The sequence below is a fragment of the Rhodococcus sp. 15-2388-1-1a genome (assembly GCF_002259145.1).
GTDB lineage: Bacteria > Actinomycetota > Actinomycetes > Mycobacteriales > Mycobacteriaceae > Rhodococcoides.
Genome location: NZ_NPFP01000016.1, coordinates 1 through 14,480 on the forward strand (window position 1 = coordinate 1; position 14,480 = coordinate 14,480).

Consider the following 14,480-nt stretch of genomic DNA (forward strand, 5'->3'; position numbering starts at 1 on the left):
GTCCCCGCGGCCCCAGTCCCCGCAAATGCGCGCGCGTTTGCCATCCGCGCGCGATTTCGCGCCCGATCACCTCGCTATTCCGCGCGCACCCAACGAATGCGCGCGCGTTTGCCTCACCCCGATCCCCGATAGACCGGAGAACCGGCCGACGCGGTCGGCTCACTTACTCGGCGAGTCCTCTTCCGTCACCGAATCCGGCTCCTCGTATGTGACGGTGATGTCCTGAAATCCCTTGTTGCGCTGCGCTTCTGCCTGGCCGGTGTAGGAGTTCTTGTCACCCTCGGTGAGTTCGACGTTGTCGGTGAACGGTGTCAACAGCGCCCGGGGATGTAGGTGGTCGACGCGTACGGCGTTGATTTCGATGCACAGCACGATCAGCACAGACGAGACGTAGAGAAAACCGAGCAGGCCGAGGACGATCGCGAAGATACCGTTGCTGGCGCTGGCATTGCCGACGACATAGCGAATGTAGATGCCGCCGAACGATTGCAGCGCCTGCCAGATCACGGCTGCGATCGCGGCACCGGGCAGAACCTCGCGCACGCTCAGGGCGCGAGCGGTCCCGATTCGGAACGCAGCGGTGAAGACCACGGCGTTGACCACGACCGCTCCGACGAGTGCCAGTGCACCGCCGGCAAACCCGAACACGCCCGAGGATGCGACTCCGTTGAGAACGGTCAGGCCGATGATGGCGGTGCCGACGGTACTGAGCAGCAGCAGCCCCCGCAGCCGACCCTTGATCGGATCCGGTTGTTCGTTTCGCGGGACGGACCATGCGGTGTTCATCGCGTACTGCGCGGCCAGTGACACCCCGAGTCCGCCGTACAGCGACCCCACCACGCCGATGACGATGGCCGTTGTTCCGCCGCTGAGTCGATCCGGCTGACCGAGTTGATCACCGATGACGGGGATCTGGCTCATTGCCGAGTCGATGATGCGGGTCTGCAGCTCCGGGTCACCGGCCAGAACGATTCCCAGCACGGTGGTGAAGAGCAGCAACAACGGGAACAACGACAGGAAGGAGTAGTACGCGATGAGAGCCGCGAGATATCCACCTCGGTCGTCGAGAAACTTGTACAGAACCGCGAGCGGGAAACCCGCCGACGGGTGTCTGCGCTGAAAGCTGTCCACCTTGCCGACCATCATCGATCGAATGTATCCGCCGCGCCGCTGCTGGAAACGTTGCCCGCGCACGTATCCGGTGTGACCCAGATCTCAGCGACCCGGCGTGCGATTTCCGGTTCGAGCCTCGACCAACTTCTGACACCGCACGAAACGAGAAGGGAACTCACATGAGCTTCATCGACAAGGCCAAGAACGCTGCAGAAGATGCCATCGGCAAGGCCAAGGAAGTTGTGGGCGACGCCACCAACAACAAGGACCTCGAGGCCGAGGGCAAGAAGGACCAGGGTTCGGCAGGCGTGAAGAAGGTCGGCGAGAACATCAAGGACACCTTCAAGTAGGTCGCATTCGCGAGGGCCGTCGATCTCCGGATCGACGGCCCTCGCTGCATTCTCGGGTGTCGCTGCCGATGCACTTCGGTTCTAGGTACAACCTCCTGATGACAACGTATAAAGTGCACGGAGTCGACATTGTCGGCCGATATGGGCGTCCAGCAGAAGGCGTGTTCGTGGATCTCTCCGGCGAAGGCGGCGGAGGTCTTGTGCGAGAGGACTCTCTGAATGTCGCAACCATCGACCGGTGTACAGCTTCCCGGGTCTTCCCCCGCATCGTCGCTCGCCGAATTCGCGCGCTCCCTGCGCGACACCCGTCGGTCGATGCCGGAGACGGTGAGCGAGATTCTGCGCACAGCGATCCGGCTCATCCCGGGCGCGACCGTGGGATGTGTCACCACGGTGCGCAAAGGCGTGCGCACCGTCGTAGCGTCCACCGACCCCCTTGCCGAGAAGCTGTGTCGGCTTCAGTACGAGCTCGACGAAGGCCCGATTCCCACCGAGGTTCGCCACTTCGACGTCGTCGTATCCCACGACCTCACGGCGGAACCGAGATGGCCGGAGTTCGCGGTTCTGGCCGTGAAAGAGGGCTTCAAGTCCTTGGCGGCGTTTCAGCTCTTCAGCAATGCCGATGACCTCGGTGCGTTGATTTTCTACAGCGACGAGCAGGGAGCCTTCGACACCGACGCGGTCGAGATCGGTGAAGCCCTCGCAGCGCATGCCGCCATCGCGATGCTCAGCGCCCGCGACAACGAACAGTTCCGGACCGGCCTGGCCAGTCGAGACATCATCGGCCAGGCCAAGGGCATGATCATGGAGCGCTACGACCTGGACGCGGTGCAGGCGTTCGATCTTCTGGCCAAGCTGTCACAGCAACAGAATCTCCCTCTGCACCGTGTGGCTCGTGACCTGGTGGAGACCGATCACCCGACGAACTCGACCTTCTGACGACCCGACGGGTTTCGATTCTCTGCTCACGAGGAATGGCTGTCAGTGGTATCGGCAGACAACACGCGATACCCGCGGGCGGTTATGTCGTTGAGACAACAGCGATCGACCGCTCGTCGCTACCGCTCCGGTTGGCACCTCGGACACCACCATGTTCGACGCCGATCGGGGTCACCGGGAACCTCCGCGACCACCCGAATCGACGTTCCACACCGCAGACACGGCTTTCCTGCTCGACCGGCGACCCAGTGCGCACGGCCCTTTCGAGTGTCTCCGGTGGTCACCTGCATCGCACCGGGAACTGTCGCCGAATGACGCATCGCTCGCTCGAGTAACGCGACCGATCTCTGCGCGTCGACATCACTCGACGGCGTCCAGGGCCACATTCCTCGGAGAAAGCAGAGCTCGTTCGCCCACAGATTTCCCGGCCCGGCGATCACCCGCTGGTCCAGCAACGTCGCGATGATCGGCCGCCGTCCCTGGGCGGCAATGTTGGCACTTGCGCGCTCGGCGTCGAACGTCGGATGCAGCGGGTCCGGTCCGAGATGCGCGATCAGCGCGTTCATGTCCCGCGTGTGTCCGTAGTCGACGACCGGCAGCAGAATTCCGTACGCGGTGGGCCCGTCGACCGCAGCAAGCCGGACGCGCACGTCGGGTCGAATGCGCTGCGGAATCGAGCGACCGGCCCGCACGACCGTCCACGATCCACTCATCCGCAGATGCGTGTGCAGCGTGGTGTCGTCGTCGAAATCGGTGAGCAGATGTTTGCCGTGCGTCCGATGCGCGACGACGGTTCGGCCGGCCAGATTCTCCACTGCGTGCGCGGGCACCTGAAGCCTTCCGGCCCGCAACGATGCGCCGTCCAATGCTCGACGCAATCTCGCGGCCAATACGAACACGGTGTCACCTTCGGGCATGCGTGCTGTGTATCCCGGCTACGGAAAACGCAATCCGACGCCGCTCCTCACGGTGCAACCGACGACCGAAGGATGCCCGACGGCGTCGGCCGCAACACCGAAGCGAGTTCCGCCAAGGGCACCGGCGCCTCGACGAGGGTCTCCCATGGATACTTCGCACCGGTGTCGTGCAGGAAGGCGACGGCCTGGTGGAGGTGACGGGGCTCGTAGTTGTGGATTCCGGTGATGGTCAGCCAGTTCCGCACCACTGCTTCGGGGTCGACGGCGATCGGTGCACCCGGCGCGACGGATCCGGCGAGCACGAGCCGCCCACCGATGTCGAGTCGCCCCAGGGCCGCCTGCACGGCCGAGGACGATCCGGAGAAGTCGATGGCCACATCCGTACGTCCACCGTCGTCCTCCGCGGCCCCGAATACACGAGCTTGTCTCTGCCGCTCCGGGTCTCGATCGAGAACCGACACCGCTGCTCCTCGCTCGCTCGCCGCCGCGGCGGCGGTGACCCCCAGCATTCCTGCTCCGACGATCAGTACCCGTCGGCCGTCGACGACACCGGCGGCGTCGAGAGCGGCCATCACCGTCGCTGTCGCACACGCTGCGGGCGCGGCCACGGCGTCGGGCATGGTGTCGGGAATACGGGCCACTGCGGTTCCGCGCGGGAGCACGATGTGTCGAGCGTAGGAGCCACTGAGAACCCATGCGCTCTCGGCAGACTCGTGACCCACCTTGCGCACGGACGAACACTTGGCCGTGAAGCCGGACGCGCACCGGAGACACCGGCCACACGGCACGGTCACCGACCAGACGATCCGATCCCCCACCTCCGCAGCCGACGTCGCGTCACCGACGGCAACCACACGACCGACGGCCTCGTGCCCGAGTACAGACGGGCACGCACCGTGTCGTCGCCCGGACACGGTGTGCAGGTCGCTGCCGCACACCGTGGCGAGGTCGACTCGCACCAGCAGGCCTCCCGGCTCGAGAGCGGGAATTCCTATGTCCCACATCTCGATCCCGCTCCCCGTCCAGACAGCGGCCTGTGTCAGACCAACAGTGATCTGATCCATCCGGAGATCCTTTCCACGATGTACACGACGACGAAGATGACGAGAACGATTGCACCGGCGACGTCGAAGTTCAGGGTACGAATCGACTCGAAGAGCAGGAAGCCGATACCGCCTGCACCGACTATCCCCAGGATCGTGGAGGTCCGAATGTTCACGTCGAGCAGATACAGGCTCGAACCGACCATCGACGGAATGGCCTGAGGAACAACGGCACTCAGAGTCCGGTTCCACCACCCGCCACCGACCGACGCCACCGCGTCGAGGGGACCGGGGTCGATCTCCTCGATGGCATCGGCGACGAGCTTGCCCAGGAATCCGACGGATCCGATGGCCAGTGCGCAGGTTCCCGCCACCGGACCCAGTCCGAGCGCTGCAACGAACACAACGGCGAGGATGAGTTCGGGGACGGCGCGAACCAGGAGGATCCAGGATCTCGCGACCCAGTACACCGCGGGATGCGGAGTTGCGTTGCGCGCAGCCAGAACTCCGACGGGTATGGACAGTACAATTCCGATTGCGGTGGCCACGACTCCGATGGCGACGGTCTGCACGGCGGCGTCGAACAGGTCCGCTCCCAGTGCGGAGAAATCCGGTGGGACCATTCGCCCGAACACCTCGACGGACGGTCCGATCCACGTCAGCAGCGACCGCGGATCCAGCTCGAGGACGACGAAGGACGCCACGACCGCGACGACGAGCACGGCCGACGCCCCGATTCGCATCAGTCGATCGCGCTGTGGGCCTGCCGCGGACGGCACCAGCAGCATGCGGCGAAGAGCCATCGCCGCCAATTCCATCGCGGCGATGATCACCAGGATCACCAGCACGATTCCGAGAGCACGCGGGTAGATCAGTCCGCGCAGAGCGTCCTGAAGGGCGAAGCCGATACCGCCTGCCCCGACGAAGCCGAGGACCACCGACATGCGCAGGTTGATGTCGATTCGATAGACGAAGGCTCCGATCCAGGCCGGAACAACCTGCGGAACAACGGCGTTGATCATTTCCCGGTAGTAACCGGCGCCAGCGGCACGGAGCGCCTCTCGCGGTCCCACATCGGTCTCTTCGATGGCGTCGGCGAACAATTTGCCGAGCATGCCGATGGAATGCAGTGCGAGCGCGAGGATGCCGGGCAGCACACCGATTCCCAACGCCCTGACGAACAGCACCGCGAACAGCAGATCCGGCATCGCCCGGCAGAAGGTGATGACGGCGCGAGCGATGCTGTACAGGATCGGGTGCGGCGAGGTGTTCCGCGCCGCGAGAAACGCCAGCGGTACCGAGACGATCGCTGCGAGCACAGTGCCCAGTACCGCCATGAGCAGTGTGTCGAGTGCGAGGGAGACGATCCTGCCGGTGTCGTCGACGCGGGGCGGCAGCATCCGCTCGAGTAGGTTGCCGACATCCTCCAGACCGTCGATCAAGGTCGTAGGCGCAAAGTCGATGTAGCCCGCCGAGAGCACGGTGAGAACGAGGGCGGCGACACCCAGCGCCGGGAACAGCCATCGACGTCGCCGCGGATGATCCTGTACTGCAACGTTCGTGGGCTTCGGTTCCACGGTGACGGTCATGTCGGTGCCACCGTGGTCATGTTCCCGGGGTCGGGCGCGATCCTCTGATAGATCGGCATGATGTCATCGCGCCGAAGACCGACGGCGGGGCGATCGAGCACCACCCGGCCGTCTCGCAGACCCACGAGGCGATGCGCCCAGCCGAGCGCGAGATCGACCTGATGCAGGGTGCACACCACGGTCAGCTTCTCTTCACTGCACACTCGCTGCAACAGGTCCATGACCACACCTGCGTTCTCGGGGTCGAGTGAGGCGACGGGCTCGTCCGCGAGCACGATCCGCGGACGCTGCATCAGGGTTCGCGCGATTGCCACCCGTTGCTGCTGACCACCGGACAGAGTGTCGGCGCGGCGTTCGGCGAAGTCCGCCAACCCGACTCGGTCGAGGCACGCCCTGGCTTCCTCCCGCATCGCTTTCGGGTAGGTGAGCGCGCCGTAGCGCGGAATCGACAGGCGGCCGATGCCACCCACGAGTACGTTCTCGAGGCAACTCAACCGGCCCACGAGATTGAAGTGTTGAAAGATGAACCCGACGTCTCGGCGCAGTTCGCGTACTCGGCGCCGGTTCGCGAGGTCGACGCGAATGTCGAGTGCAGTGACGCTCCCCGAGGTGACGGGATGCAGACCGTTGATGCATCGCAGCAGCGTCGACTTGCCGGAGCCGGAAAGCCCGAGCAGTACCAGCATTTCACTGCGGTGCACGTCGAGGTTCACGTCCTGCAGCGCGGTGGTCGACCCGAACGTCTTGGTGACGTTGCGGACGCTGACCACCACGTCGCGCGGGTCCATCGGTGCGGATTTCATCAGCCCTGGCACTTCTCGGAACCGGTGACCTCGCATACGTGGCGCACGCCGTCGTAGTCGCTGTCCTGTGCCGGCACGACGCCCCAGGCGTCCTCGTCGGTGATGCGGCATTCCTCGGCGCAGATGCCGTCGGCGATGAAGGCATCCGAGTTCATGCCCTCGCTGAACACGTCCTGGAGTTTCGCGATGGCCTCGCTGCCGAGGTCGTTGTTGGCCGCGAAGAGCGATCCGGCGATCATCTCGGACTTCCACACCGTCTTGAGCTCACCCGGTGCGAGCTCGCCGTTGTCGATCATCGTGCGGTCGACCATGGTGTCGAATGCGAACCCGGCGTCGCAGTCACCGGCCTTGACTCCAAGTGCCGATGCGTCGTGCCCGCCCGCGTAGATCGGGGTCATGGCGGCGGAGATGTCTGCCTCCGAACCCGAGGTGATGACATCGTCCTCGATCAGTCCCGCTGTCGGATAGAGGAACCCGGAGGTCGAGCTCGGGTCGACGAAGCAGACCTTCTTGCCTGCGTAGTCGGCGAGACCGTTCACCGAGGCATTGTCCGAACGGGCGATTCCGTAGGACTGGTATCCGGGCGGACTTGCCTCGTCCTGAACGACGGCACCCAGCGGCGTCATGTCGGCTCCGTTGATTCCGGCAACGACGTAGGCGAAGGGACCGAAGAACGCGATGTCGACGTTGCCCGCGATCAAGCCCTCGACCACACCGGCGTAGTCCGAGGCCTGGACGAAGTCGACGGTCGCTCCGGTCTCGTTCTCGAGCCGCTCGATGACCGGGTCGTAGCTGGCTTTCAGATCCGTCGAGTTCTCGGCGGGAATTGCAGCGAGCGTGATGGTTTCGGGGAATCCCTGCTCGGTAGTGGCTCCCTCGGAGGAGCCTGAGCAACCGGCTACGACCAGAGCCGCGGCAGAGAGCACGGCTGCGGCGGTTCCGGCACGACGGCGAGAGGTGGTGATCATGGCATGGTTTCCGTTCGGTGACGTTCGAGTGTGGTGGTTGTTCGGGGCAGAGCTGTTCAGGGCAGAAGGACGGGCGGAAGGTCGGCGACGCTGTCGAGCACGTGCGTGGCACCCGCCTCGCGCAGCTGATTCTCGGAGTGCGCTCCGGTGAGCACACCGATCAGCAGAGATGCGCCGGCGCGGCGGCCGGACAGGATGTCGCTGGAGGTGTCACCGACGACGGCGACGGCGGACATGTCGGTCACCTCGGCGAGCAGGGCGGCCGACAGGACGAGATCGGGGTACGGACGGCCGCGACCGGCGCTCCCGGGTGCGAGGAACGCGTCGGGCAGATCCCGCCAGCCGAGCGCGTCGATGATGCGGTTCTGGGTGGGTGCCGAGAATCCGGTCGTCAGAACGACGGCGACTCCGGATTCGCGAAGCTTCGTGATCGCTTGGGCCGCACCGGGTACGGGTGAGACCCCGTCGTCGATGCGAGCGTCGTACGCCGACTCGAAGGCACGGTTGGCGGCCTGAGCACGGTCCTCTGCTCCGAACAGTGCACGGAACACCTCGATCTTGGATTGCCCCATCGTGTCCAGGACATAGCGGCGGGCCTCGTCACGTTCGGGACCGGCGTCGGCGAGTCCGACGGCAGTGGCAGCGGCATCGAACGATTCGAGGACCAGACCGTCGTCGGTGACCGTGGTTCCGGCCATGTCCAGAACGACGAGTTCGAAGGCCGTGCGGGTGTTCGGGCTGGTGGAGTTCGGCATGAGGAAGACACTGCCGTTTGGTATAGACCAATACGTGGAACTCGGGTGAACAGGCCGTGAACGTCGTACGACGAATAGGTCTAGACCAATTACTGCTATGGTTGGTCCATGGTCGTGGACACCGAACCTCGCGTACTCAAGCACCAGATCGTCCGCAGAAGTCTCGACGCCATGCTCGACGGCATGTCGGCGGGCGATGCGTTTCCTTCCGAGCGCGATCTCGCCGATCGATACGACGTGTCCCGCGAGACATTGCGTCAAGCCATCCGAGAACTGTTGGTAGCCGGTCGAATCGAACGACGGGGCCGTGCGACGGTTGTGGCCGAACCCAAAGTGGTGCTGCCGCTGGCCGTCGGCTCGTACACCGAGGCCGCGCGCGAGAAGGGTATGAGCGCTACCCGAATCCTGGTCGGTTGGGACGTGTTCCGAGCCGACGACGTTCTGGCGGAACTACTCGGCATCGAGACCGGTTCGGAGGTGGTCCAACTCGAACGCGTCTTCACCACCGGTGACGTCCGAGTCGGACTGGAGACGACTCGCATTCCCGCGTATCGGATTCCCGGGTTGCAGGACAGTTTCGATCACCGTTCCTCGCTGTACGCCGAATTGGCGGCACGGGGAATCGCTTTCGGACGCGTAGTCGACACCATCGAAACCGTCCTCCCCGATGCCCGAGAAGCCGCACTGCTCACCGTCGACACCCGGACACCGATGTTTCTGCTCGGCCGCGTCTCCTACGACACGGCCGGGGTTCCCATCGAACACCGACGATCGCTCTATCGCGGAGACCGGATGACCTTCACCGCTGTCATGGACGCCTGACATGACCTCTCGAGAAAGACGCCTGACATGACATCGACGTACGACGTCGTGGTCGTCGGGGCCGGCATCGTCGGTCTCGCACACGCTTATCACGCCCATCGGCGTGGGCTCACCGTGGCGGTGGTCGATCATGCCGATCGTGTCGCAGGTGCCTCGGTGCAGAATTTCGGACACGCCTGCATCACTGCGCAATCCGGCACTGCACTCGAATACGCTCGAGTCGGCCGCAGTCATTGGCTCGACCTTGCAGGCAAGGCCGGCTTCTGGGCTGCGGAAGCGGGGACGCATTGTGTTGCCCGGCACGAGGACGAATACACGGTGCTCGAGCAGTTCGCCGAACTGCGAGGGAAGGAGCAGGTACAACTGCTCGACCGCGCCGAGATATCGAGCCGACTGCCCATCGCGCACGCCGACGTCGTAGGCGGCATGTACATGCCGACCGATGTTCAGGTCGACCCGCGTGCCGCCGCACCTGCCATCGCGCGCTGGCTCGCCGACTCCGGGGTGGACTTCCACTGGCGTACCGCTGCAACGTCGTTCACCCCGGGCGTCGTCCACACCTCGCGCGGCGAGCTGCATGCCGGCACCACGTTCGTCACCGTCAACCACGACATCGATCGCCTGTTTCCCGAGAGCGCCGAACGCGGCGGACTGGTGCGATGCAGGCTGCACATGCTGCGTGCCACGCTGCCGCTGCGTGCGCCGCTGCCCACCCCGCTGTTCACAGGCTGGTCCCTGCTCCGGTACTCGGGTTTCGAGAACCTGCCGGCCGTCGCAGACGTCGCCGCCCGCCTGCAGGCCGAGCATCCCGAGTACGTCGAACTCGACCTGCACCAGATGTACACCCCGCAACCGGACGGCTCGATCCTGCTGGGCGACACACATGTTCGCGAGATCACCGCGTCGCCGTTCCAGAGCGAGCGCGGATTCGAGGTGTTGGTCACCGAAGCGAAGGCCCTGTTCGGGGTCGACCGCGTGGACGTCACGGAGCGGTGGCAGGGAACGTACTGCTCGGCACCGGGCTCGGAGTTCCTGCTGGAAGAACCGGTCGATCGCGTGTACGTCGCCACCGTCACCACCGGAATAGGCATGACGACCAGCATGGGCCTTGCGCTGTCCAACGTGGACAGCGCTCTGACCCCGGTCGCGCGGCGAGAGACCCGCCCTCGGCTCACCGCGCACAACTGAGCACATCTTCGTGTCAAGATGTAGCCATGCCGCCCGTCGTTCGTCCCTACCGAGGCGTCGCCGCCGACGAACGTCGACGTGAGCGACGCGAGAAGCTGCTCGACGCGTGCCTCGACGCCGTAGCGGAGTCCGGTGTCTCCACCGTCACGGTCGACGACATCTGTGCCCGCGCCGGCCTTTCCAAGCGCTACTTCTACGAGAGCTTCGGTGACCGCGACGCCATCCTCGTCTCTGCACTCGACGACGTGATCGATACCGTGGGAACCGCACTGAACGAGCTCGAACAGGAACATGGATCGACGGAAGAACGCGTCGCACACACCGCCGCGGCCTTGGTGCGCGCTCTCACCGCCGATCCACGGTCTTCCCTGCTGTACACCGAGGCGTCGGCCAATCCCGCACTCGAGGACCGGCGCCGACAGATGGTCGACAGGTTCACGCCACTGCTGATGAAAGCAGTGCTCGACGCCGATCCTGCGGACCCCCGCGCCGAGGCAGCCACCGTGCTGATGATCGCCGGGACGACCGAACTTCTCGACCGATGGCTGCGCGGCACTCTGACATTCACCGAAGCCGAGTTCGTCGACACGTTGACCGCGCTCGGCGTCGCCCTGGCAACCTCGTTCTGAGTCGCGGGATCCGCACCTGTCGGCGCAGTCACCCGAGCAGGCTCTGACCCAGATAGCCGCCGTCGACCACTCCCGGCAGTATCGCGAACACCGCGGACCCGATCGGCGTCGTCCACTCGTTCAGTGCATCGAACTCGTCGAGGCGCTGCTGAATCGGTAGGAACTGGGTCAGCACATCGCGCTGATAGCTCGCGAACAGCAGCCCGGAGTTCGACACCGAACCGGGAGCAGGTGGATCGTCGTAGTTGTACGCCCGCCGGAAGATTCGCTCGCCGTCGTGAAGGTGCCGTGCCCTCGCGATGTGCGAGGACGGCGGGATGACCGGAATGCCGAATCGATCGGTCACGTCGAAATCGGCCTCGTCGAACTCTGCGGTTCCGGTCAACGGGGCACCGGTGTCGAGAGTTCTCCCCACCGACAACTCCCGGCCGGGTCGGTCCAGTTCGTCCCAGGTGTCCATCTCGATTCGTATGCGACGCAACACCATCGACGTTCCGTGCTGCATCCAGGGCTGGTCGCTGCCGTCGTCCCAGACCAGGCCGTCGAAGTCGGTACTTCCGGCCTTCGGATTGACGGTACCGTCGACCTGCCCCATCAGATTGCGCATCGTGGTGCCCGATTCCTCGGTACCCCGCGAGCGCCGGAACCCGCGCTGCGTCCAGGCGATCGTCACCAACGAGCGAACGTTCTTGGTGAGTACCCGAAGGGCATGTGCAACGGTGACAGGATCGTCCGAGCACACCTGCAGCAGCAGATCTCCACCGGTGAATTCCGGTTCCAGACGGTCGATTCCGAAGGCAGGAAGCGGTGCCAGCCACGACGGCCGCCGATCCGGCAGACCGATCGCATCGAACACGCCGGGGCCGAGTCCGACGGTCACCGTCAGGCGTGCGGGCCGAAGCGCCAGTTCGGCTTCGGTATCGGCCAGCGCGGGTGCACCGGCAGTGAGCCGTCCGATGTCCTCGGTCCAGACCTTCAGAATCCCGATCAGCTCGTCGCGCCCGACTCGATCGTGCAAGGTCAGCCCGACGAACGTCGAGTGTGCCTGTGGCGGAACCGTATCGATGCCCGCTTGATGCAGGCCACGCCACGGCACCGTGTCACCTCCGGTGGCCGTCTCCTCGGCCCGGTCGCCGATGATTCCGTAACCGGTCGCGGCTCCCACCCCCGCGACTCCGAGCGCGGCGACGCCTCCACCGAGGAGACGTCGCCGGCTCAGCGAGCGTGGTGACCGGTTGTCGTTGTCAGCCACCGGGTGTCGGGGCAGGGGTTGCCGACCCGTCCATGTCCATGTCCATGTCCATGCTGCCCGGCTCGTAGTTCTCCTGGGCACCGGAGAAGTCACGAACCTGCGCGGTGAACGTCGTACTCGACGCATCCTCGAACTCGAGGGTGAACTCCGCGTCGGCTCCTGGAGTGAGCGGAGAGGTCACATCCATGAGCATCAAATGGTCGCCGCCCGCGGCGAGCACATGCGTTCCGCCCGCCGGAATGACGAAGCCGCCCTCCTTCGGACGCATCACCATCGCTCCGTCGGCCCCGGTTGCCATCTCGTGCAGTTCCATTGTGCTCGACGCCGGCGACGACGCACCGACCACGTGCACATCGGAGTCGCCGGTGTTCTGCAATTCGGCGAACGCCGCGGTCATACCGGAGTCGGCGGCTTTGACCCACTGCTCGCGGACGACAACGGAATCGGACTCCTTCGCCGCGGCGGCCGGCTCGTTGCTGGAACATCCGGTGAGGATCAGACCGGTGACCGACAGTGCGGCCAACAAGGTCGAGGTACGTCGGGAGAGTGTCATGCGAGTTCGCTTTCGTGTCGAGAGGCAGCAGCATTGGCGGTTCTGGTCCGTGCTCGACGGATCGAGCCGAGGACCACGTCGACGGCGAGGAACGCCACCAGGCTCAGCCCGAGGAGTGGGACGAACCAGCCGACAGCAACCGCGACGACCGTCAGTGCGACGACGGACATCGGTGAGATTCGGCGAATGCCGCCGCGCAGCGGGGGACGCCCCGCGGTGAGGCCGGTTGCCTTGGTGGGACGGCGTTTCCACCACATCATGTAACCGCGGACGATGACCGATGCCAGAGCGACCGCAAGTGCAAGCAGCGCAAGCTGATTGGCTACACCGAACAGAGTCCCCATGTGCAGTTGGATACCCCAGGCCGAGAGCTTGGCAGCAAGGGGCCAGTCGGAGAAGTACAGGGTGTCGATCACCGTGCCGGTACTGCCGTCGATCGAGATGGAGTTGTTCGACATCACCCAGGGCTGACGGGTCTCGGCGACGACGAACGCTGCGTCGTCCGACGCCGGGATCGACGCCTCCACCGCCCCGTCGATACCGTTGGCCTTCGCGATGCCGAGGACCGAATCGATGCGACCGACGTTGTCGTCGGTCATCGACGCGTCGGCCGACATGTCCATCGAATGACCGCCGTGACCGGAGTGGTCACCCGTCGTCGTCGCCTCGGAGGAACCGATGGTCTTGGTGATGGCGGGGGTGGTCCAGCTCAGCGCCGTGCGGAGGTCGGTGACGTTCTCGCCCGCGTAGGTGGACCACGTGAGTCCGGTGGCGGACAGGAAGATCAGACCCACAGCGATCCAGATTCCCGCCACTCCGTGCCAGTTCAACGACCGATTGCGCCCCTTCGACTTTCGATCGAAAGTGAGCAGTCGTGCCTTGTCGCGGTTGCGTCGATAGCGCTCGAACCATAGGTAGAGGCCGCCGAGCGCGATCACCCACAGCCACGAGGCGGCGAGTTCGCTGTAGAGGCGACCGGGTTCACCCAGGTGCAGATGGCGATGCAGCTCGGAGATCCAGGTACGCACAGGCAATGAGCCGGACGAGCCGTACACCGTCAGCTCGCCCACGGACGTCGCGGTCGCGGGATCGACGAAGACGGCCAGCCGCTTCGATTCACCGAGGGTGGGGTCGGTGAACATCACTCGGGTGGTGTCGCCTGCTTCGGCTGCGGGGCGAACGGCGGCGACGGTGAGATCGGGTCGTTCGGCCTGCGCTGCGCGTATCTGATCCGCCACCGGCACGGCCGGGCCGGTGGCGTCGACGTGCAGGTAGTCCCGATACATGAGCTGTTCGATGGTCGGTGCGACGGCGTACAGCCCGCCGCTGATGGTGGCGATGAGAATGAACGGTGCAACGAGAATGCCCGCATAGAAGTGCAGCCGCAGGATCAGCGGACGCCAGCTGCGAGGGCTTGTCGGACGGGTGGGCGGGGAAGGATCGGCGACGCGTTCCATTTCGGGTGTGGACACGAGGTCTCGTTTCGTGAAGAGATGAGTGGGCGCGCGGATGTGCGCGAGGTGGCATCGCCTACGGGACCGGGCCGCGCGGAGGCAGCG

The 14,480-nt window shown here is 65.1% G+C and carries 15 protein-coding genes; 5 read left to right on the plus strand and 10 right to left on the minus strand.

Annotated elements, in window-relative coordinates:
• Nucleotides 1-159 precede the first annotated feature (159 nt).
• Nucleotides 160-1,143 carry a YihY/virulence factor BrkB family protein gene (locus CH302_RS10415; protein WP_037194691.1) on the minus strand — a complete coding sequence of 328 codons (984 nt, stop codon included), beginning with the start codon at nt 1,141-1,143 and terminating at the stop codon, nt 160-162.
• A gap of 149 nt (nt 1,144-1,292) precedes the next feature.
• Between CH302_RS10415 and CH302_RS10420 the strand changes: the two genes are divergently transcribed.
• Nucleotides 1,293-1,463: a CsbD family protein gene (locus CH302_RS10420; RefSeq protein WP_027495724.1), complete on the plus strand. Its 171-nt coding sequence runs from the start codon at nt 1,293-1,295 to the stop codon at nt 1,461-1,463.
• Between the two features lie 219 nt (nt 1,464-1,682).
• Nucleotides 1,683-2,402 carry a GAF and ANTAR domain-containing protein gene (locus CH302_RS10425; RefSeq protein ID WP_037194418.1) on the plus strand — a complete coding sequence of 240 codons (720 nt, stop codon included), beginning with the start codon at nt 1,683-1,685 and terminating at the stop codon, nt 2,400-2,402.
• A 119-nt stretch (nt 2,403-2,521) separates the two neighbouring features.
• Here CH302_RS10425 and CH302_RS10430 read toward each other — a convergent pair whose 3' ends face one another.
• From CH302_RS10430 to CH302_RS10455, 6 genes are read right to left on the minus strand one after another with little or no spacing between them, the layout of a single operon-like run.
• Nucleotides 2,522-3,319, minus strand: a complete 798-nt coding sequence (locus CH302_RS10430; protein WP_037194416.1) for a DNA-formamidopyrimidine glycosylase family protein — start codon at nt 3,317-3,319, stop codon at nt 2,522-2,524.
• Between the two features lie 47 nt (nt 3,320-3,366).
• Nucleotides 3,367-4,383: a zinc-binding dehydrogenase gene (locus tag CH302_RS10435; RefSeq protein ID WP_037194414.1), complete on the minus strand. Its 1,017-nt coding sequence runs from the start codon at nt 4,381-4,383 to the stop codon at nt 3,367-3,369.
• Nucleotides 4,359-5,951, minus strand: coding sequence for a phosphonate ABC transporter, permease protein PhnE (phnE, locus tag CH302_RS10440; RefSeq protein ID WP_037194412.1), 1,593 nt, complete (start codon nt 5,949-5,951; stop codon nt 4,359-4,361). The genes CH302_RS10435 and phnE overlap by 25 nt, the downstream gene beginning before the upstream one ends.
• Nucleotides 5,948-6,754 (minus strand): phosphonate ABC transporter ATP-binding protein, encoded by an 807-nt coding sequence (phnC, locus tag CH302_RS10445; protein WP_037194410.1) that lies wholly within the window; start codon nt 6,752-6,754, stop codon nt 5,948-5,950. Before phnC ends, phnE begins: the two co-directional genes overlap by 4 nt.
• Nucleotides 6,754-7,722, minus strand: a complete 969-nt coding sequence (locus CH302_RS10450) for a phosphate/phosphite/phosphonate ABC transporter substrate-binding protein (RefSeq protein WP_037194408.1) — start codon at nt 7,720-7,722, stop codon at nt 6,754-6,756. The genes phnC and CH302_RS10450 overlap by 1 nt, the downstream gene beginning before the upstream one ends.
• Nucleotides 7,723-7,778: 56 nt before the next feature.
• Nucleotides 7,779-8,477: a phosphonatase-like hydrolase gene (locus CH302_RS10455; RefSeq protein ID WP_037194405.1), complete on the minus strand. Its 699-nt coding sequence runs from the start codon at nt 8,475-8,477 to the stop codon at nt 7,779-7,781.
• A 108-nt stretch (nt 8,478-8,585) separates the two neighbouring features.
• On the opposite strand from CH302_RS10455, the gene CH302_RS10460 reads away from it, so the two are divergent.
• The 3 genes from CH302_RS10460 to CH302_RS10470 are packed head-to-tail and all read left to right on the plus strand — an operon-like array spanning nt 8,586 to nt 11,116.
• Nucleotides 8,586-9,299: a GntR family transcriptional regulator gene (locus tag CH302_RS10460; protein WP_037194403.1), complete on the plus strand. Its 714-nt coding sequence runs from the start codon at nt 8,586-8,588 to the stop codon at nt 9,297-9,299.
• Nucleotides 9,300-9,326: 27 nt separating this feature from the next.
• Nucleotides 9,327-10,487 carry a TIGR03364 family FAD-dependent oxidoreductase gene (locus CH302_RS10465; RefSeq protein WP_037194401.1) on the plus strand — a complete coding sequence of 387 codons (1,161 nt, stop codon included), beginning with the start codon at nt 9,327-9,329 and terminating at the stop codon, nt 10,485-10,487.
• A gap of 26 nt (nt 10,488-10,513) precedes the next feature.
• Nucleotides 10,514-11,116 carry a TetR/AcrR family transcriptional regulator gene (locus CH302_RS10470; protein WP_037194399.1) on the plus strand — a complete coding sequence of 201 codons (603 nt, stop codon included), beginning with the start codon at nt 10,514-10,516 and terminating at the stop codon, nt 11,114-11,116.
• Nucleotides 11,117-11,144: 28 nt separating this feature from the next.
• Here the strand turns inward: CH302_RS10470 and CH302_RS10475 are convergent, their stop codons facing one another.
• Genes CH302_RS10475 through CH302_RS10485 form a run of 3 tightly spaced genes read right to left on the minus strand, consistent with a single transcriptional unit; the run spans nt 11,145 to nt 14,393 of the window.
• Nucleotides 11,145-12,368: a Dyp-type peroxidase gene (locus CH302_RS10475; protein WP_037194397.1), complete on the minus strand. Its 1,224-nt coding sequence runs from the start codon at nt 12,366-12,368 to the stop codon at nt 11,145-11,147.
• Nucleotides 12,361-12,921, minus strand: coding sequence for a copper chaperone PCu(A)C (locus CH302_RS10480; protein ID WP_037194395.1), 561 nt, complete (start codon nt 12,919-12,921; stop codon nt 12,361-12,363). The genes CH302_RS10475 and CH302_RS10480 overlap by 8 nt, the downstream gene beginning before the upstream one ends.
• A complete protein-coding gene (locus CH302_RS10485) occupies nt 12,918-14,393 on the minus strand; it encodes a PepSY-associated TM helix domain-containing protein (RefSeq protein WP_037194393.1) in 1,476 nt (491 codons plus the stop codon). The genes CH302_RS10480 and CH302_RS10485 overlap by 4 nt, the downstream gene beginning before the upstream one ends.
• Between the last annotated feature and the right edge of the window lie 87 nt (nt 14,394-14,480).

What these genes read in the sequence shown, in the direction of transcription:
- CH302_RS10415 (WP_037194691.1), bottom strand. Translation starts at nt 1,143, where the DNA reads ATGGTCGGCAAGGTGGACAGCTTTCAGCGCAGACACCCGTCGGCGGGT.
- CH302_RS10420 (WP_027495724.1), top strand. Translation starts at nt 1,293, where the DNA reads ATGAGCTTCATCGACAAGGCCAAGAACGCTGCAGAAGATGCCATCGGC.
- CH302_RS10425 (WP_037194418.1), top strand. Translation starts at nt 1,683, where the DNA reads ATGTCGCAACCATCGACCGGTGTACAGCTTCCCGGGTCTTCCCCCGCA.
- CH302_RS10430 (WP_037194416.1), bottom strand. Translation starts at nt 3,319, where the DNA reads ATGCCCGAAGGTGACACCGTGTTCGTATTGGCCGCGAGATTGCGTCGA.
- CH302_RS10435 (WP_037194414.1), bottom strand. Translation starts at nt 4,383, where the DNA reads ATGGATCAGATCACTGTTGGTCTGACACAGGCCGCTGTCTGGACGGGG.
- phnE (WP_037194412.1), bottom strand. Translation starts at nt 5,951, where the DNA reads ATGACCGTCACCGTGGAACCGAAGCCCACGAACGTTGCAGTACAGGAT.
- phnC (WP_037194410.1), bottom strand. Translation starts at nt 6,754, where the DNA reads ATGAAATCCGCACCGATGGACCCGCGCGACGTGGTGGTCAGCGTCCGC.
- CH302_RS10450 (WP_037194408.1), bottom strand. Translation starts at nt 7,722, where the DNA reads ATGATCACCACCTCTCGCCGTCGTGCCGGAACCGCCGCAGCCGTGCTC.
- CH302_RS10455 (WP_037194405.1), bottom strand. Translation starts at nt 8,477, where the DNA reads ATGCCGAACTCCACCAGCCCGAACACCCGCACGGCCTTCGAACTCGTC.
- CH302_RS10460 (WP_037194403.1), top strand. Translation starts at nt 8,586, where the DNA reads ATGGTCGTGGACACCGAACCTCGCGTACTCAAGCACCAGATCGTCCGC.
- CH302_RS10465 (WP_037194401.1), top strand. Translation starts at nt 9,327, where the DNA reads ATGACATCGACGTACGACGTCGTGGTCGTCGGGGCCGGCATCGTCGGT.
- CH302_RS10470 (WP_037194399.1), top strand. Translation starts at nt 10,514, where the DNA reads ATGCCGCCCGTCGTTCGTCCCTACCGAGGCGTCGCCGCCGACGAACGT.
- CH302_RS10480 (WP_037194395.1), bottom strand. Translation starts at nt 12,921, where the DNA reads ATGACACTCTCCCGACGTACCTCGACCTTGTTGGCCGCACTGTCGGTC.